11 protein-coding genes are annotated in these 20,363 nt (G+C 41.1%); 7 read left to right on the plus strand and 4 right to left on the minus strand.

Going from position 1 to position 20,363, the window contains the following annotated elements:
• Positions 1-294 precede the first annotated feature (294 nt).
• From B3600_RS06230 to B3600_RS06255, 6 genes are all read left to right on the plus strand, one after another.
• Positions 295-2,898 carry a zinc-dependent metalloprotease gene (locus B3600_RS06230; protein WP_286752411.1) on the plus strand — a complete coding sequence of 868 codons (2,604 nt, stop codon included), beginning with the start codon at positions 295-297 and terminating at the stop codon, positions 2,896-2,898.
• Positions 2,899-2,917: 19 nt separating this feature from the next.
• Positions 2,918-6,256 carry a SusC/RagA family TonB-linked outer membrane protein gene (locus B3600_RS06235; protein WP_286752412.1) on the plus strand — a complete coding sequence of 1,113 codons (3,339 nt, stop codon included), beginning with the start codon at positions 2,918-2,920 and terminating at the stop codon, positions 6,254-6,256.
• A 21-nt stretch (positions 6,257-6,277) separates the two neighbouring features.
• A complete protein-coding gene (locus B3600_RS06240) occupies positions 6,278-7,597 on the plus strand; it encodes a RagB/SusD family nutrient uptake outer membrane protein (RefSeq protein ID WP_286752413.1) in 1,320 nt (439 codons plus the stop codon).
• 75 nt (positions 7,598-7,672) lie between these two features.
• Positions 7,673-8,398, plus strand: a complete 726-nt coding sequence (locus B3600_RS06245) for a LytR/AlgR family response regulator transcription factor (protein WP_046673927.1) — start codon at positions 7,673-7,675, stop codon at positions 8,396-8,398.
• Between the two features lie 230 nt (positions 8,399-8,628).
• Positions 8,629-11,739, plus strand: coding sequence for a SusC/RagA family TonB-linked outer membrane protein (locus tag B3600_RS06250; RefSeq protein ID WP_286752414.1), 3,111 nt, complete (start codon positions 8,629-8,631; stop codon positions 11,737-11,739).
• 36 nt (positions 11,740-11,775) lie between these two features.
• Positions 11,776-13,260 (plus strand): RagB/SusD family nutrient uptake outer membrane protein, encoded by a 1,485-nt coding sequence (locus tag B3600_RS06255; protein ID WP_286752415.1) that lies wholly within the window; start codon positions 11,776-11,778, stop codon positions 13,258-13,260.
• A 338-nt stretch (positions 13,261-13,598) separates the two neighbouring features.
• On the opposite strand, the gene B3600_RS06260 is transcribed toward B3600_RS06255, so the two are convergent.
• On the minus strand, positions 13,599-14,780 hold the full coding sequence (locus B3600_RS06260; protein WP_286752416.1) for a PepSY-associated TM helix domain-containing protein: 1,182 nt from the start codon (positions 14,778-14,780) through the stop codon (positions 13,599-13,601).
• A gap of 1 nt (position 14,781) precedes the next feature.
• The gene (locus B3600_RS06265; RefSeq protein WP_286752417.1) at positions 14,782-17,112 is read right to left on the minus strand and encodes a TonB-dependent receptor; all 2,331 of its coding nucleotides are present in this window, start codon (positions 17,110-17,112) and stop codon (positions 14,782-14,784) included.
• A 276-nt stretch (positions 17,113-17,388) separates the two neighbouring features.
• Here B3600_RS06265 and B3600_RS06270 point away from each other — a divergent pair, with 276 nt between their 5' ends.
• A complete protein-coding gene (locus tag B3600_RS06270) occupies positions 17,389-18,264 on the plus strand; it encodes a glycerophosphodiester phosphodiesterase family protein (protein WP_286752418.1) in 876 nt (291 codons plus the stop codon).
• A gap of 10 nt (positions 18,265-18,274) precedes the next feature.
• Here B3600_RS06270 and B3600_RS06275 read toward each other — a convergent pair whose 3' ends face one another.
• A complete protein-coding gene (locus tag B3600_RS06275) occupies positions 18,275-18,700 on the minus strand; it encodes a tetratricopeptide repeat protein (RefSeq protein ID WP_046673933.1) in 426 nt (141 codons plus the stop codon).
• A gap of 102 nt (positions 18,701-18,802) precedes the next feature.
• Complete coding sequence (locus B3600_RS06280; protein ID WP_115049657.1) at positions 18,803-20,242, minus strand: SusD/RagB family nutrient-binding outer membrane lipoprotein; 1,440 nt, start codon at positions 20,240-20,242, stop codon at positions 18,803-18,805.
• Between the last annotated feature and the right edge of the window lie 121 nt (positions 20,243-20,363).

The following is a 20,363-nucleotide window of genomic DNA, read 5'->3' on the forward strand; positions in this document are numbered from 1 at the left end:
CATACTTTTCTGTATAATATTTTTAACAAATTTGGCTCCTAATCTAGAAATATTAGTTCGTGGTTAGCCTAATCCTATCCGATCAAATAGCATAAGTTTTAAGTATAAATGACTTGGAATTGACCTGCTTGGAATAGACAAAATTACTTTCTAATCGTTCTGTAGTAAGCTAAAATTAGCTTATGGATAACACGAGATAATAGCTTGATGATCCGTCATCACTTTTGAAAAACACATGGAGTGCAACGAGCTCAGATATCACCTTTGAAAACAAGGGCTCAAAATATTTATTTGATGAAAAACACTTACACTAAGTTAGCCATAGGTCTTTTATTTTCCGCTGGTCTAATGCAATCTTGTTCATTATTGCAAACAGTAGGCCTGCGAAAAAAAGAAACGGTTACTTCTGCTAAAGATTCTATTGCCAAGAAAGATACGACAGCTGCGTACGACAAATTGTTTAAAGATGCCCGGGTTGATACTGGTATGTTTACGGTAATTCGTAAGGAAAATAATTACTATTTTGAAATTCCATTGAAGAAAATGGGGCAGGATATTCTGTTGATACAGAAGCTGTCTTCCGTTCCATTGGCTTTAAATGAGGCTGGGGTAAACAAAGGAATGAATTATGAAAATAAGGTCATCCGGTTTACACTCCGCAAGGAGAAGAAAGAAGTGTGGGTTTCGGAGATCAAACCTCAGGTGGAAGTCCCTAAAGGTGACGCAATAGCCGCTTCGGTATACGATAATTACCGCCCTTCTTATATTGAATCTTTTAAGATTGAAAGTTATTCAAAAGATTCAAGTGCTGTTGTAATCAAAGTCAATAAGGTATTTGATGGTTCAGAAAAGAGTTTTACGGATGTGTTTACTTCCTTGGGTTTGGGAACTTCACCTAAAACCAGTATATCTACAGTTGAAGATATCAAATCCTATGCGAATAATATCGTTGTGAAGTCTGTATTTTCTACCAAGGTGACGGAAGGTAATGAATCTGTACCGGTTTCTTTGGAAATTACAAGTAACCTTTACGAACTGCCTGAAACGCCTATGGTTGCCCGGTTTGCAGATCCAAGGGTTGGTTTCTTTACTTCGCCGCGTTGGTATTTTAACGATAAACAACAAGAACTGGATAAGAAAAATCTGGTCAATCGCTGGCGTTTGGAACCGCGTGACGAAGACAAAGCGCGCTATCTGAAAGGGGAGCTGGTCGAACCCAAAAAACCGATTGTCTTTTATTTGGACCCAGCGACCCCAAAACAATGGCGTCAGGCCATTATTGATGGCGTACATGATTGGCAGGTCGCCTTTGAAGCTGCTGGCTTCAAAAATGCAATTCTGGCCAAACAACAGCCGGATAGTGTCAAATTTGATCCAGACGACGCTAATGTTTCTTCTATTGTATACGCAGCATCTGCTCAAGCTAATGCCATGGGGCCATCTGTTGTTGATCCACGCTCAGGGGAGATATTAGAAGCTGACGTGATTTGGTGGCACAACGTCATGACTATTTTGAACAGTTGGATGCGCATACAGACCGGTATCGTAGATACATCAGTACGTGCTAATGTTTTCTCCGATGAGAAAATGGCACATGCTATTCGTTTTGTGTCGTCCCATGAAATTGGACACACGCTTGGATTGATGCACAATATGGGCTCTTCGGCAAGTTTCCCTGTTGATTCGTTGCGTAGCAAAAGCTTCACCGCTAAAATGGGAGGGACCGCTCCTTCCATCATGGATTACGCACGTTTCAATTATGTCGCACAGCCTGAGGATGGCGTAGAACAGATTACTCCCGTGATCGGTGCTTACGACAAGTATGCCATTGGCTGGGCCTACCGCTGGTATGGCAAAACACAGCCTTGGGATGAAATCCCTTTGCTGAGAAAGGAAATTGATAGCCATGTACATGATCCTATTTATCATTACGGTGAACAGCAGGACTCTAAAAATATCGTTGATCCGCGGGCTCAATCGGAAGATCTTGGTGATGACGCCATGAAGGCTGGCGAATATGGTATGCTGAATCTGCGTCGCATGATGCCTAATATTATCAATTGGACAACCAATGTCGGCGATGATTACTACCGTGCCGGTAAGTTGTATATGGGCGTGGTTGGACAATGGTATGCATATGCTGATCATGTTTTAAATAATATTGGTGGTATTTACCTCGAAAATGCTGTTTTGGGTGATCAAAAAGATGCCTATAGCCCAGTACCAAAAGACAAACAACTACGTGCTTTGGAGTACCTCAAGAAGAATGTCTTTTACATGCCCGAATGGTTGTTCGTTCCGGAGCTGATGGCAAAAACTTTTCCATTGAAAGATTCTCCGATAGGACCATTTGAGTACGCTCCTTATAACTTACAACGTGAATTTCAATACGCTATGTTGTATAAACTGGTCAATGATGAACGTTTGCTGCGTATGGTTGAGATGGAAAATCTTTTCGGAAGTAAGAAAGCATGGAGCGCACCGGAGTTTTTAACTTCTGTACGTCAGACGGTTTTTGCTAAAACCATCAGCGGACAATCGTTGGATCTTAAAACACGGATGCTGCAACAAAACTATGTGGATGTGCTGATGGTCTCTACCAACAAATCGATGGAGAAACTAAATGCGAAGAAACTAGCAGGTATCGAGCAGCTGGTTGAAGCGACGCAACCTGATCTATGTTTACATCCACAACATGCATCCTCTTCAAAAGCTGGACTGCGGAATGTACATGTCACTGGTATGATCCGTACTTCGGATATGCTGACTTATAAACGCGCTGAATTATATGAGATTTACCAGTTGTTGAAACAAAAGCAGCGGACTGGTGATGCGACGACAAAATCGCATTACATGGATCTTTTATTGCGTATTGCAAATACCTTAGAATTAAACTAATATATTAACATCTACCAAAATGAATAAGTTTTTAATACCGTTGACCTTCATGTGTGTGCACGTTGCGCATGCGCAGGAATCCAGAGAATTGAAAGGAAAGGTTCTGGATGCGGTCACTTTAAAACCTGTCGTGGGGGCGACAGTTGTCGTTGAAAGTTCGGCAGTAGCAGAAGATATCGGTGTACCTAATCAGGTGCAGCAGTCGGCATTGGGTTCATTGACCGATGCGGCTGGAGAATTTCGCTTAAAAGTGCCTAGTAATTTAAAATATGTAACGATTAGCTATGTCGGGTACCAGCGTATTCAGGTGCCGGTATTTCAGGATCATAAGACAATCTTGCTTCAGCCAAGTGGTGAATCTTTAGATGAAGTGATCGTAACAGGTTATACGGATATCAAAAAACGTAAGAATACGACGGCTTACAATAAAATCAATGTCGCTGATATCAAACAAACCGGAGTTTCATCGATCGACGAAATGTTGGCTGGTCAGGTCGCAGGCTTGCAGCTGAGTAATTTTAATGGTGGACCTAACAGCGCGCCACAGATCCGTATCCGGGGTACGGTATCACTCAATGGCACACAAGACCCCTTATGGGTCATCGATGGCTTACCGATTGAAGGAGCTGAATTGCCCAAACGAATTGACAAAGACAATTTGAATAGCTTGAGTAATCTTCCGATTGCGGGTATCAATCCTGACGATATCGCCGATATTACGGTATTAAAGGATGCAGCGGCGACTTCCATCTATGGCGCGAGGGCGGCAAATGGAGTCATTGTGATTACCACAAAAAGGGGGAAATCTGGACCTGCAAAACTGCAGGTATCAGCAAATACTTTTGTGACGCAACGTCCGGATTTCGGTAAACTCAACCTGATGGATGCCAATGAAAAAGTGGACTTTGAACTCTTGATGGCCGACCGCACCGATTTAAATTATCGTGCGGATAAGGGGGCCGTTATGCGGATATTAAACAAAGCAAATGCATTGGATGCTTACCGTTCGGGTGGTTTGGCAGCCTTATCACCTGAAGTACAGCAGTCAATCAATCAATTGCGCACACAACAGACGGATTGGGGAAAAGAACTTTATCGTCAAGCTTTGAATCAGCAGTATTCAGCTTCAATTTCTGGTGGTAATGACGGGCATCGTTATTATTTGTCCAGCGGTTTTTACGATGAGAAGGGAGCAACAAAAGGAGCAGATCTTCGTCGTTATTCTTTGACATTAAATAATGACTTCAATATTAACGACAGATTCAAAGCTGGAATCAATCTATTAGGATCCGTTTCAAATAGGCAGAACCCAATCCAGGATGACGATGCCTTTACTAATCCTAGTAATTATATGCGTTTGGTTAATCCATACTTGACTGTACGTGATCAATCTGGTAAATACAATTATGATCCGGATATTGAAGGCTATGAAAAAGATACCTATATTCCTTTCAATGCTATAGAAGAAAGGGAGAATACCAAATATACGTTAACGAATAAGGCACTGAAAGCGATTGGTTACCTGGAATATACTATTATTCCACAATTGTCATTACGCTCCGAATTTGGTTTGCAGTTTGATGAAAACAGCACAGAAAAATTTGCCGATCAGGAAAGTTATAATACGCGCAAGTTGCGGGCTTCGACGCGGTATTACGATTCTGCAACTAAAACGTATAAATATTTCTTGCCTACAGGAGGTAAGATCGAAAATATCAATAATAGTATCTTCCAATATAATTGGAAAACTTACCTAAAATATAACAAAACTTGGAACGACAGACATGAGCTGGAATTGATGGGAGGAACAGAGCTGCGCCGTAGTACGAATAAAGCCGTATCAACCAAAGGTTTTGGCTACAATCCAGCGACTTTAACTACACAAAGTATTGTTTTTCCAAATAGTAATGATCAAACAAACGCCAAATTCCTTCAGTATAGTAAGGGATATATCGAGAACTCATATGCCTCTTTTTATGGAAATGCGACCTATACGTTTGATCGTAAATACAACGTCAATGGTAGTATTCGTTATGACGGCTCAAATATGTTCGGTGTAGATCCGCAATATCGTTTCTTACCAATCTGGTCTTTGTCCGGATCCTGGAACGTACTTGAGGAGGACTTCATCAAAGGAAAAACGGCGTTATCGGATCTCCGTTTACGTGCTTCCTACGGTATCCAGGGCAATGTCGATCGGAATACCTATCCATTTATCGTTGGAAGGTATGGAAATTCGACTTTAATTTCGGGTTATAATGAAGGAACAGTTACGGTTGAGATACCTGCAAATGATAAATTACGTTGGGAGCGTACGCAATCTTATAATGCTGGAGTTGATCTAGGTCTATGGAAGAATAGATTGAATATTACGGTTGACTATTACAACAGAAAAAGTACCGACCTAATAGCTTATAGTGCATTGCCTTTAGAAAACGGTTTCCAGAATGTGCAGGTCAATTGGGCCTCAGCACGAAACCAAGGTGTAGAACTGACCATATCAAGCCGTCAGATTCAAACAGATAAATTCTCCTGGTCAACGGACTTTAATATCGCACATAATGACAATAAGTTATTGAAGGTTATGAATGATCCGAAGGCTTATGCACCAGAGGCACAGGAAGGGCGCCCAATCAGTGGTCTATATGTGCTGGAAACGGCTGGACTGGATAAAGATGGTGTGATGCAATTTAGAAATCAAGATGGATCGGTTTCAAGCTTTGAAGAGTTTTATGGTTTATACGATCCTTGGGCTGATTTCTTGCCGGGTTATATGTCGCAAACCGACATGACAGCTGCAGAATACCGTTCTAAATTTAAATACAAGGGTAGTAAAGATCCGAAGTTTATCGGTGGTATGACCAACCGTTTCCGTTATGCTAACTTTGACTTGGCGATTTCAGCTGTCTTCAATCTGGAGCGTTGGGTAAGCCGTACACCGACTTATAATCCAGCGAAGGTCGACCGCGGACAGAATTATACAACAGATCTTTTGAATGTCCTACAAAAGGGTGGTAATATGCCTGCTTTGGGAAGTATAAGTTCTGAATTAAATGACCGCTGGATGGCCTACGCGTGGTTGGAGAGTAATGATCCAATCAATTCATTCAGCCAGTATGATATTTGGGCTAAGAAAATGAGTTATGTCCGTATCAATAGCGTACGTTTGGGATATACACTACCTCCTGCACTAAGCAAAAAAATTGGTGCAAGCAATTTACGCGTGAATGTAGAAGGACGTAATCTATTTGTTTTCGGAGCAAATTATGAAGGGTATTTTGATCCGGAGACTTATGGAAACTATTATGCGCAGCCGATCAGCAAATCTTTTGCTTTTGGTCTGTCAGCAAGTTTTTAATTCTTTTAACTGATTTATAACATGAAAAAAATAGTTTATTTTGGAATGGTAATGGCTGCTAGTGCATTGGCATCCTGCAATAAATATTTAGATATACAACCGGTAGGAACGGTCATTCCTGCCTCGGAAAGTGATTTTAGAGGGTTAATGACAAGTAGTTATACTGGTTTTCCTGCGCATAAGTCTTATTTGTCCTTGCGTACAGATGAACTATTGTTGGATGAAAGTTCGACAGATGCGGCTAGAACCAAAGATATCTATCTTTGGAACGATCAAAACCCCGATCCTGCAACAATTGCTTATCCTTATTTGGCATTCTATAAAAGTATTTTTTATACGAATCAGATCATCAGTACGATCGATGACAAGTTGGCTAGTAATGGTACAGTAGACCAGATCAAGGGTGAAGCTTATCTCATGCGGTCTTATGCTCATTTTGAGTTGTTAAATCTTTACAGTGAGGTCTATTCGGCGAGCAATGCAGGGCTTCGGGGCGTTCCTTTATCAACAAAGATTGACCTGGAACAACGTTTTGTTCCCGCGACCATTGGAGAGTCTTATACGCAGATCCTGACTGACATGGAAAAAGGGACAGCGTTACTGACTGTGGATGATCAGGCAAAAGGTGTTAACTATCGCTTTAGCAAACGCGCTGCTTTTGCAATGGCCTCACGCGTTCATTTATACCGCGGTGAGTGGCAGGAAGCAATTGATGCCGCTAAAAAAGCTTTGGTTATAAATGACAAATTGGTTGATCTCAATGTTGCTGGAAGCCTACTTCCGAATGATTTTGAATCCACAGAGATGATTATGGCTTTGGAAAAAGTATCTGTTCCTGGAGTACGTACAAGTTCCTTTATTTCACCGGCCTTATTAGACAGTTATTTAGCAGGTGATTTGAGAAAAGGTCGTTACTTCCAAAAAAGTGGGGGCGATTATGTATCCCTCAAAGGTGGAGACAACCGTTTTAACGTGAGTTTTAGAAATGCTGATCTTTATTTGACGATGGCCGAATGTTATGTTCGTCTGGGAAATACAGCAGAAGCATTAAAATACCTGTCTGCTTTAAAGAAAAACAGATTTACCGCAGATGCATACGCCAAAGAAACGAAGGCCGACGCAGGTTTGTCAAAGGAGCAATTGCTAGATGCGGTTCTGCTGGAACGCAAGCGTGAACTGGCGCTAGAGGGATTACGCTGGTATGATCTAAAACGGACGACAAGACCGGCGATCACACACAGTAGTTTCGGTAGGACGGTAACCCTGCAGCAGAACGATCCACGTTATGTGATTCGTTATCCACAGGAGGCAATCAATAATAATCCCGATCTGTTAAAATAATCGATTTTTTTTTATCCTATATATATTAATCCATTTTCTTTTTTTAGGAAATGGATTTTTTATTACATTCAACCCATGGGATGGAAAATACTGATTGTCGAAGACGAAGACTGGGCTTTTGTAGGCTTAAAGGAAATGTTGACTGCGCTCTATGGAGAAAGCGAATTGATCTTTACCAATGCAAAAGAGGTTCAGGAAGCGGTGACGACGATCAATAGAAATCAATTCGATCTGATTTTTATGGATATCCACCTGATGGATGGGCTGAGCTTTGAAATTTTTAAACAGGTATCGATCGATGTGCCACTGATTTTTACGACTGCTTACGAACAATATGCATTGGAGGCCTTCCAAAATAAGGGTTATGCCTATCTGTTAAAGCCTTTCGATAGCGACGAGTTGGCGGAGATCATGAAACGTATCGAACCGCTACTACCCAACGTAGAACCTCGGCTCAAACAGCGCTTCCTAGTGAAATACGGTAATTTTTTAAAGTCGCTGGCCATTGCTGATATTGCCTATTTTATGGCAGAAGACAAAGAGCTGTATGCCGTAGAAAAAGGATCGGGAATTGCATATATTATTGAAGATACCATCACACATCTCGTTTCACAGGTGGATCCCACAGTTTTCTTTCAGATCAATAGGAAATTCCTTGTTCGGATAGATGCCATCCAGTCCATGTTAAAGATTAGTCGAAATCGAATCAAGTTAGAGCTAATGCCTTCAACCCCAGAAGGAATTGTCGTCATTGTTAGTGAGGAACGGTCCCCGAAGTTTCAAAAATGGCTTGATCAATAATGGTGAGTTAGCTAACTAAAAAATATTTTTCTAGACATAATTATAAATTAAATTGCTGAGTATTAGTGTTTTTTGTTTTTAGCTCTTAAAATCTAGTAATTCAATGGATTTTGTTATATATTTGCACTCGAATAAAATCTATTAAACAAGTAGTTTTTATTCGAGTGCAAGAAGCCGCCGTGTTTTTTGTTTTTAATCACACTTAACTTATTTAGTAAAGCATTCTTACGATGTACGCAAAACTTAAATACATTCCTATTGCTGCTATAGCATTATCGGGGGTCAATATGAACAGGCTCTATGCTCAGCAGCGGGCTATACAAGGAAAAGTTGTTGATGCCAATACCGGTCACCTACTTCCTGGAGTAAATGTTCGCATTTCGGGGCAAAATCAAGGAACCTTAACGAATTCAAAAGGAGAGTTTACAATCAATGTCACAGGTGACGTATTACCTGTATTGGAATTTTCTTTTGTTGGTTATGAATCTCAACAGCTAAAAGCAACAAGCACAAACTTAACATTGTCCTTGAAACCCTCCAGTACAGATCTGGAAGAGGTGGTGGTCGTGGCTTACGGTACTGCCAAACGTACAAACATAACGGGATCGGTCAGTACAGTAAGCAGCAAAGCGATCGAAAATAGACAAGTGTCAAATATTACCAAAGCATTAGAGGGACAGGTACCGGGCTTACAGTCCGTGGCGTCCTCGGGACAGCCAGGTACTGAAGCAGCCATCCGTATTAGGGGTATCGGCTCCATTAATGCCTCCAGTGCACCTTTGATCGTGTTAGATGGTAGTCCCTATGCAGGAGATATTAACTCCATCAATCCGAATGACATTCAGTCCATCTCTGTTTTAAAAGATGCAGCATCAAGTGCACTTTATGGTTCCAGAGGGGCAAATGGGGTGATTATCATTACCACAAAGTCGGGTGTGACTTCCGACAACACCAAGATTAATCTCAATTTTACACAGGGCTATTCAACACGTGCAGTTCGTGACTATGATCAGGTGTCGACCGATGAATATTTTCAACTCTATTGGGAAGCTTTAAGAAATAAAAACCTATCAAATGGCCTTACGGCAGAGCAAGCGGCGTCCAATGCAAGTAAGACCGTATTGACAGATTTAAATATTAATCCTTACGGCAGTCAATACCCACAGCCGGTCGGCGTAGATGGTAAATTGGTTGCTGGAGCAAAAACGCTTTGGAATGATCCATGGACCGACGTATTGCAACGTACTGGGGTGCGTACACAGGCAGACCTCGGATTTAGCGGTGGTAGTGCGAAAAGTACCTACTACATTTCAGGAGGTTATCTCAATGATCAAGGAATTGCAATTGAATCGGGCTTTAAACGCTATAATCTGCGTGCAAATATTGACAGTAAAGTCAAGTCTTGGTTAAATGTAGGTCTGAATATAGGTGGTAGCAGTACACAACAAAAATACCCGCAGTCTGAAGACAGTAATACGGCTAATATTATAAATTTTACGAGACTGGTCCCGTCTTTTTATCCGTACTATGAGCGGAATGCGGATGGCTCATATGTCCTTGATGGAGCCGGAAACAAGATTTACGATTTTGGAGAATATCGTCCAAGTGGTGCGACTCCACGTAATAATCTGGCAGCATCTCTTCCTTTGGATCGAAATGATATCCGCCGTGAAAATCTATCTGCGCGAACCTATTTGGAAGTTTTGTTTTCTAAAAACTTAAAGTTTAAGTCGACTTATAGTCTTGATTATCTCAATGGAAATACGCACGACTACACTAATCCATTGTTGGGCGATGGTGTGAACACCGGGGGGTATGTGTATCGTTCAAACGTACGTACGGTCGCACAGACCTGGAATAATTTGCTGACCTATGAAAAGCAGTTTGGTTTGCATTCCCTCAATGTATTGGCCGGACAGGAATACTATGATTTTAACAGCAGTAATATAAATGGTAGCAGACAACAGTTTGTACTTCCTTATTTTGACGAACCTGCTGCTGCATCTCAACTTAATAATTTTACAGGATCCAGTGTTGATTATAGGTTACTGAGCTTTTTGGGAAGAGCGGAGTATAACTATGATAACAAATACTATTTTTCAACTTCCTTACGGACAGATGGCTCATCTCGTTTTTCGCCGGATAAACGTTGGGGTACATTCTGGTCTGTGGGCGGCTCATGGAAACTGAAGCAGGAGGATTTTCTGAAGGATAATACAACGGTTAATCAGTTAACCGTCAGAGCGAGTTATGGTGGACAAGGAAACGATAATTTAGGTACCTATTATGCTTATAAAGGACTTTATACGATTGCCAATAGCTTAGGTAAGGGCGGTACCTATACCGGCAGGTTGGCTACGCCGGATCTAAAATGGGAGTCGAACCTTAATTTGAATGTGGGGGTTGACGTATCCGCTTTTGAGAACCGGGTGTCGTTAAGTGTGGAGTACTTTAACCGTCGAAGTAAAGATTTGCTATTTACAATGCCGATGGCTTATTCAACAGGATATACAGGCTATGATGCAAATATAGGAGCGCTGAAAAATACAGGTGTCGACGTGGATATTCGTACTGTCCCCGTTCGAAATGAAAATTTTAAATGGAATTTAGACGTCAATCTTTCGCATTATAAAAACAAGATTACAGCTTTGCCAAAAGATAACAAACCGATCATTACAGGGAATAAACTCCTGCGCGTAGGCGGAAGTATCTATGATTTTTATCTGCCGGAATGGGCTGGAGTAAATCCAGATAACGGTCTGCCGCAATGGTATACTGCTGATAAGGACGGTAATAAAACAGGTGAAAAAACTTCGGAATACAGTAAGGCTGGTAATTTTATTGCCGGAACTTCATTGCCGGATCTTGTCGGCGGGATTCAAAACAGTTTCACCTACAAAAATTTTGATTTGTCTGCTTTATTGAGTTTTAGTTTGGGTGGACAGATATTAGATAACGATTATATTCAGCTTATGCATAGCGGTAATAATCCAGGACGCGCTTGGTCAAAGGAGATCCTCGAGCGCTGGACGCCTGAGCATACGCAGACCGATGTGCCTAAATTGACAACTGATAACTTGAATTGGACTTCTTCGTCCACACGCTTTCTTTACAGTGGCACTTATGCACGCCTTAAAAATGTAAGTTTAGGTTATCGATTACCTTCGGATTTATTGAAGCGGATAGGTGTAGAAAAACTTCGCGTCTTTGCAACAGCCGAAAATCTATTGACATTTTATGGTCATCAAGGAATGGATCCAGAACAGACGGTGAATGGGGCGACCTATTTTCGCTATCCGGCAATGCGAACAATCTCTGGTGGTATTCAGCTTGTTTTTTAATGCCTTATTGTTAATCTGAGAATTTAAATGAAAATCATGAAACTAAAAATTGTATATATCATATTGGCGCTCTCCCTAGTGAATGCATCATGTAAGGATGCGCTTGAGCTGGATCCGACGACCGCAGTGCCTGAAGGTGAAGTTTTTAAAAACACCGACAATGTTGCTACGGTGATCAACGGTACCTGGAAGTATTTAAATGATACCTATTTTACCTATGCTAATCCGGGATATACAGCGGTGATGCGTACTAGTGATGCGATGGGAAGTGATGTGGCGGTGACCACCAAATATGGCTATCGTGATGCTTATGCCTTTACCGAATTGACAAATAATCGATCAAATCGTGTCAATTCTTTTTGGATTATGTTGTATAAGGTGATCGATAACATGAACAATGTCATTGCAAAGGTAGATGGGGCCGAAGGCTCTACTGAAACTAAAAATGTGTTAAAGGGAAGAGCTAAAGCATTACGTGCATTTTCCTACTTAAATCTTGCTACCTTTTATCAGTTTAGTTACCTCAAGGACAAAAATGCGAAATCTGTTCCGATTTATACCGAACCCAGTACACTATCGACTGAAGGAAAATCAAGGTCAACACAGGCAGAAGTGTATGAACTTATCTTGAAAGATCTCAAAGACAGTGAAAGCTTGTTGGCTTCTGCTGGTCGAGCGGATAAATACGAAATCAATGCAGAGGTTGTTTATGGTTTGCTCGCTCGGACTTATCTGCAGGTTGGCGAATGGAAACTGGCCGCAGCGTATGCTGAAAAAGCAGCTCAGAAGTATAATTTAATGACTCCGTCAGATTATCAGGCGGGTTTTAATGATCTTGGAAATAGCGAGTGGATTTGGGGGCATCAGCAGACTAACGAGCAAAATGTGGCAAGTTATACATTTCATTATTTGGATGTTTCGTCAGCTGGATCTTATTACTATAGTTTTATGGCCGATCCTTATTTTAAAGATTTATTCGATACCAGTGATGTGCGTTACGGTTTATTTGAATGGGATAATTTACCCGGTCGGGAGGGCTTTCTACGGTATAAGAAGTTTAAGTTTAAATCGAATTTGATCGGTGACATTGTGTATATGCGTGCTTCGGAAATGGTTTTGATCGCTGCCGAGGGGTACGCACGGGCTGGTGAAAAAGATAAAGCAGTAGCGGCCTTGAATAAGTTGCGTGCAGCGAGGAATGCAAAGCTGTTTTCAGGAAATGATACGGATCAATTAATTGCAACGATCCTGATTGAAAGACGAAAAGAGCTTTGGGGGGAAGGATTTGCCCTGTCGGATATTCTTCGAACACAAGGAAAGGTTGCACGAAAATCTTATGTTGATGCAGACGGCAAGCCTATTCAAGTCCAAATTGTGGGTGCAGATGGCAAACCGAAGCTAGTGAACGGGCAGGGGCACCGGGTTATTAAGTTTCCTAATGGATCTAATTTTGTGGAAAATAGCCCTTATTATTTGTTTGCTATCCCATACGAAGAGACTGTGCGGAACCCGAATCTGTAAAGTTAGTTGTTGGTTTATTATTGAAGAAATCCGGTGTACCCTGTGCATCGGATTTTCTTTTTTCCCGCTCGCCCTTCTTCTTAGGCTGTATATTGTGGTTCCTTATGTTGAAGAATGCTTCCTTTTTTTAGTGTCGCCCTGTTGATCCTGCTTCGCGTTGGGCTCTTCTCGATTTAAAGGTTGTCATCTTTTTCCTCTTGTATGTTGTTTTTTCAGCTGGCTTATCGTGTTCCTGTAAATTTGGACAAGAGATTGCGTCGGTAAATAGGGTGAGGGTTAGTTTTCCACATTATGTTAATAACGCTGTTGAAAACCTGTTTAAAAGAAAAATACAGTTATTAACAGTACTTATTAACATTATGTTGATAACCTTTCTTTTTCTTCTTTTTGCTTTTGTTCATCCAGATGATGTATCCGGTGATGGGCAAGGAAGCACAAAAGAGGCTAGCTAGGCAAGCAATAATTTTTGTTGTGAGTCCACCGATGGCACCGGTATGAATATCATAGTTAAGTGCACCGAGCTTATCCCCATACTGCAATTCGTTGCTGGATTTGACTGCTGTAAGACTCTTTTCTTCTTTATTATAATAAAGCCAGTCAAATACACCACTTCGTTTTTCATGATGTCTCACCTGTATATCCATTGCTGTTTCGGTCTCTTTTTTTAGTCGGATCGACATCATTTCAGCATCCGGATAATTTGTCAAGGCATACCGCAGCGCATTGTCCTGAAATTTCTTTTCCACAGCGGGCAAGGGTATAGGGGAGCTACGTGTGGAAGAAGCTGTTGGCGACTGCAATAAATTGAATGTTGCGCTATAGGTCTTTTTAAAATCCGGAAAAGCAAAAGCGAGTCCCGTAATGGCAAAAATCAATCCGATAAATAAACTGTAAAATCCGATGACATTGTGGAGGTCGTGGTTCAGTCGCTTCCATTTGACTTTGGTATCTAACCAAAAACTGCGCTTGAGATTCTTGCCCTTCCATTTTTTTGGCCACCAAAGAACAATACCACTAAGTAAGATAAGGACAAAAATGGCCGTTGACCAGGCGACGATAGGGTGGCCATATTGCTTGCCCAAGAGGAGGTTTAGGTGAAGCTGAAGCACTAACTGAAAGAACTCTGTTTTTGAATTCTCTACTTGCTGTACCTGGCCAGTATATGGATTGATGAAAACGCGTTTGTAATAGCGGTAATAATTCCAATGGCCAAATGCTTTTTCGTCCGTTTTTATGGCACGAAATACCCAGGTACGATTCTTCGAAGGATAGAGATCAACCCGCGTGATTTTTTGATTTTTTTTGAGGCTTTTCTGTGCGCTGTCAAGAAGTGTACTTAATGGTAGTGGAGTTTTTGAGTGGATGGTTGTATCGGAGATAAAATATTTTTCAGGATAAGCCCAGAGCTTGAGCTCATCCTGAAAGGTGTATATGCTGCCCGTCAGGCTTAGGATGAATACCACAACTCCGGTGATGATTCCGAGCCATTTATGCAACCAAAGAATGACGGTCTTAAACATATTAAAATTTATAGTTAATGTTAAATGAGGCCAATATACCTTGTCCTTTGACGTATTCTTCATTTAAGGCACGATATTGACTGACAACAGGGTAATAGTTTTTATTGAATAAGTTTTCTACACCCATACCGATAGACCATTGTTTGTTTACTTGGTAATTTCCATTTAAGTTAAATAGGTCAACAGTTTTAACGGGGCCTTCACTGTTTTTGTAGACGCCTTTATCGTTTGGAAGAAAGCGATCCCGGGACCCGGTATGTACCCAAAAAAGCTGAAAAGTTAAGGGTTTGATTGGCGTGTAATAGATGTATCCCGTTGCTTTGTCTGGCGAGATCCGTGAACCATTGAGGTAGGATTTTGATCCATCGTCTTTTTTTGACTTTCCTTCCACATAGGCATAGGTTCCACCGATGGTCAATTGAGGCGAAATATGAGCGCTTAATGCAATTTCGTAACCATACACATCTTCTGGAAGACGTTGTGGCATCAGGTAACCGCCAATGTCCACCAGTTCAACACCCATTTTTGAAGTACTGTAGTAACAAGATGCTGATAGCTGGAAAATGCTGTAATTGCTTGAGAATCCGATTTCGTAATTATTGGTGATAATAGGATCAGTTTTTAGGCTATCTAAATCATTATCTGTTGCCCGACGTACAATACGGCCAAGTTCATTGATCGCGAAACCTTGAGAGAAACTCACGAAGGGATTAAAGATCGCGAATTTGTTGTAACGCAAACCTGCATTGAAGGTCGCTCCTTTGTAGGGGATATTGCCTCCTTTTACAGCAATACTTCCTTCGTTGTTGGGACCTGTAGCGATGGTATTGAAATCCTTTATTTTGACTGTTGCATTTTCATAACGTACACCGCCTTTAAAGATTAAGTTTTCTAGGAAATCAATTTTTACCTGGGCGTATGGAGCAACGTTTAACATATTCATATAGGGAATATAGACCCTGCCATCGGTCAGATTTTGATCCGTAACATCATTTAATAAATCCACACCATAGGTGATATCCGCATTGGAACCCAATACCTGGAAAGGTGTGTTTAGGTTAACGCGTAGGCCTTTTTTCTCCGAGTTGATCTGTGTTTGTCCCGGACCGTACCATGCAGAGGCTTTCTCAACATAACGGTTCATGGATCGAAATGTATTGTAGTATACAGAAGCAGTTAAGGCTGTCGAAGCGAATAGATTACTTTTAGTATAGGTCAACATGGCATTGTGGTTATACGGAGTTCCGGCAGGTTTACCTGGATCATCGCCTTTTACGCCTATCGTTGGCGTTTGACCATATACACCCGTTTTGCTGATGTATCTGTTGTGTTGGTTACTTCTGTAGAAGTTGTACACTGCTGTAATATTGGAACTACTATCGATACGGTATCCGGCCTTTAAAAATGCATTGTATTGATAGGTGTTCGAAAGACCGTCTGTCTGACCAAGGGGAACTCCGTCGCCATCGCGCTGCAAGCCAACATAATCGGCCGAACCGCTAACGGTATAATTCCATCTGTTTTTTTGTCCGTACAAGGTTTGTCCTATGCGATATCCCATGGTGCCGGCGCTGTGTACGGGATTGAATGTTGTTCGTAGACTGGTGATTCCTTGGATAGCTGCAGCGTCTTTGGAGGGATTGCGTGTGATGTAATTGATAATCCCGCCTGCCGATCCATTTCCATAGATGGATGTGGCACCTTTGATAACCTCCACGCGCTCGATGACACTTGGGTCAATGGTCCGGAGATCACGTTGTCCATTCATCAAAGGTGTAGATTGCGGAATTCCATCGATCAACACCAGTACAGATCGCCCACGCAGTGTTTGTCCAGAATTGGTCGCTTTGTTGGTTGAGGTTCCCAAGCCCGGGATGGTATTACCCAAAATTGTGGAAAGATTGGTGCTTATTTGACTTTGAGCTTCGATTTCTTTTGTGGTTAAAATAGAAACTGAAGAAGGAACAGTTGAAATGTTTTCCGCTTTACGTCCAGCTGTTACGATAATTTCATCTAAAAGTTGAGTAGAATTGAGCTGAAATAACAGGGGCTGTTGAACGGTATCTAAATTAACCATTTTTTCAACCGTTGAAAAGCCTGTATAAGACACACGCAATTGAATGGGATTATTCAACGGTCTTTTGGCAAAAATGAATTGTCCAAGTTGATTAGAATAGCCGACGTTTTTTCCGTCAACTTTGATATTCGCTTGACTTAATGGTTTATTGTCACTGTCCTTGACAATTAGGGATAATTCTTGTGCATTGAGTTGAGCGCTTAAAAGCAAAAGTATTCCACTGCTGAACATTGTATAGCATGTTCTGTTTTTCATGGTAATTTATTTAGATCAAATATAAATTAATGCGCAAATATAGTTTATTTTATCATTGTGCCAACAGCTATACGTTATTTTTTTGATTTTTATAGATGTTAGGTCGTGATTTTCAAGTTCATTTTGTCGCACTTGATGCATATGAATTGGTAAGCACGGGCAGGGGTTTACACGAATTGAATGCTTTATTAAAGATTTATTGATCTTGGATGATTAATTTAGCATACTGTTTTTTGTGTGTCGCAGGCTTAGAGATTTTAACGTAATTATAAATTCATGAGAAGAACATTTTTTGCTTTTTTTCTTTTTGTTTCGTCGTACTCAATCGTCGTCGGACAAAAAATCCACTCACTCGCGTTTGCTTCTCCACAGGCGATGCGAGATTATTTTACCTATGCTAGCCACAAAAAAATTGTCAGTGGTCATCGGGGAACGATTGAGGCTGGGCTTCCCGAAAATTCGATTGCGGCATTTGAGGCCGTGCTGCAAAAAACAACGGCTATTTTTGAAATCGATCCGCGTTATACCAAGGATAGTGTTGCTATTTTGATGCATGATGCGACATTGGATCGAACCACAAACGGAAAAGGAAAAATAGCAGACTATACCTGGGATGAATTGCGTAAACTGAAACTAAAGGATCAGGCTGGAAATGTGACCAACTATGGTATTAACACACTTGATGAAGTTATTAAATGGGCAAAGGGTAAAACTATCCTCAACTTAGATAAAAAAGACTTACCATTGGCGGCTACAGCAGCAATACTAAAAAAATACAATGCCTACAGTTGGGTGTGGGTTACGGTACATAATACTGAACAGGCAGCGTTTTATTTGGCGCAGAATCCAGAACAGTATATGTCCATGCATATCAAAGATCAAGCTGCATTGGAGAAGTTTAAATCCGCTGGATTACCCTACGACCGTATGATTGTCTATATCGGGCCAGAACTAAAGGATTCCAATCAGACGATGTATCAATTTTTCAACAGAAAGGGTGTGATGTGCATGATTTCAGCAGCACCTACCTACGATAAATTGAAGACAAAGGCAGAACGTGCCGAGAAGTATAAGGCCATATTTGCGGAAGGAGCCTCCATTCTTGAGTCTGATCTTCCTATGGAAGTCGGCGAAGTAATCGATTCGTTTTGACGGATTATTATCAATCCAAATCGATATTGTCATCTAAAAATTTAAGATACTTAGGTGATTCATCGTCGAAAATGTCTCTTCCTTCCATCATATAGGCACGTAGAAGATATTCCTGGGCAGACTCGCTATTATTGTCTTCCAAATAGCACTGTCCTAAGCGCAGCATGATAAAAGGGTTTTCATAGGCATTTTCGATAATGTTCTGTTTTGCCTTTTCAAAATGGGAGAGTGCATTGCGAAAATCGTCCATTAAGAAAAAGGCATCTCCAATGGAAGCTTCGAGCCAGAGGCTTTCCGCATGAACATTTTGTGGACTAGGGACTAGATCAAGCGCTTCGGTCCACACCCGAATAGCTTCCTGATAGTTGCCTTCATCACATTGGATGTTTCCTTCCTCGCTAAGTTGGTCTATTCTGTCTAATGTTTGATCGTCCATAGCATTTTATTCTTTAGAGTGCTATACGAAGATAAGAAATCTACAGAAAAAAAGCGGAAAAATTAACTTCTTCCGCTTTTTTGAAATTGTTTTAATCTACATTTATTCTACATCAAACCACAATTTAGTGAGTAATGTATTGCTGCCCTGACGTGCGATAGCTTCCTGATAGCTCGTTCCGTTGAGTGATTGTTCGGTTCCCGGGTAGAGAAAACGCAAAGGAATTTTGCCATTTAAAGCACCAGCTTTCGCTGGTGTTAATTGCGGATAATCTAACCTACGCCATTCTGCAAAGGCTTCTAAGCCCTGTCCATACAAGGCAATCCATTTTTGTTCGCCAATGGATTTTTTGTAGCTATTGGAATCGAACTTAATGGCTGCCTGGCTGAGATAGCTAACGATTTGATCATTGCCAACGTTGTATTGCTCCAAAGAAGCACGGATTGCCTTCTGATAGTAGTCTGCTGCGTCACCTGTAATAAATCCTCTGCTGACTGCTTCTGACAAACCAAAAAGTGTTTCCGAAAAGCTTAAGATTACTGCTGGAGCATGTGGGTCTCTAAAATAGATACCAGGTCTTGAAGTACGGGCGAATCCTAAGTTACTGGCGTCGCTTGCCGTTAAACCATTTGGTACGCCGATATATTTTTCTGGCGTTGAGGTAGTGGTTGTATCGGCATAAATACCTAAGCGCGGATCGTTAAGTGAACGCAATTTGTCGACAATTGTCTTACTGACTCTATAGTCTTCCCGTGCTTCAAACGATGCACTGACCGGATTACGATAGGGAGCGTCGCGATAGATGAGCTGTGCATTGTCTGCATTTGAAGTCAAATAGCCACTTCCTTCTGCAGCGATCTCCTGTAATGTTGTTTTGGAGAGGCTTGGTAATCGGTCTGCGATACGTAAAGCAATACGTAGACGGAGGGCATTTGTAAAACGCTTCCATTGTGCGATCTTACCGTTATAAATAATGTCTCCTTCAATATTTTTTCCACTCGGATTTAATAAAGCCTGAGCACTTTTCAGATCGTTTAATAAGCCTGTGTATACTTTTTCTTGCGTATCGTAATGTGGTGTAAGATAAACGTCAATATTTCCCGCTTCTGTGTAAGGTATTTCACCATAAGCGTCCGTAAGTAGCGAGAATACCCAAGATTGTAGGACGATTGCCACCCCCTTATAGTTGTCATTTCCTGTGCTTGCCGCCAGTTTTTGAATGATTTTCAATTGGCTAATGCTTTTCGAGTACCAGGTAGACCAACCCTCGTTAAAATCATTATTTGTAAAGATGTAACGATCGGGATCAGTATACTGTATTCTCGCCCAATGTTGAACAAATAACAAGCTAGACGCGAGGTTGTTACTTATACCCCAGTAGCTATCTGTTGTCGTTTTAATCGTACTGGTCAGCAGGTAGGCCGGCTGAGGAGTTTCTGCTTCATTCTGATTTTGGTTTACTTTTGCCAACTCGTCTTTACAGGACGCCGTTAGGCCCAGTAAGAGAAAAAGTCCTGCTATATGTTTGTTATTTATTTTCATTTTCTATCGTTATTTGTTTATCAATTAGCTGTTATCAACGGTACTTGTACCTTATTTGCTTTGTTAATTGCCAGTTACTTGTATAAATCCGTAAGTTTTGTTCTATTTTTAATCCGATTGT

It is taken from the genome of Sphingobacterium sp. UBA2480 (assembly GCF_002341965.1).
Taxonomy (GTDB): Bacteria; Bacteroidota; Bacteroidia; order Sphingobacteriales; family Sphingobacteriaceae; genus Sphingobacterium; species Sphingobacterium multivorum.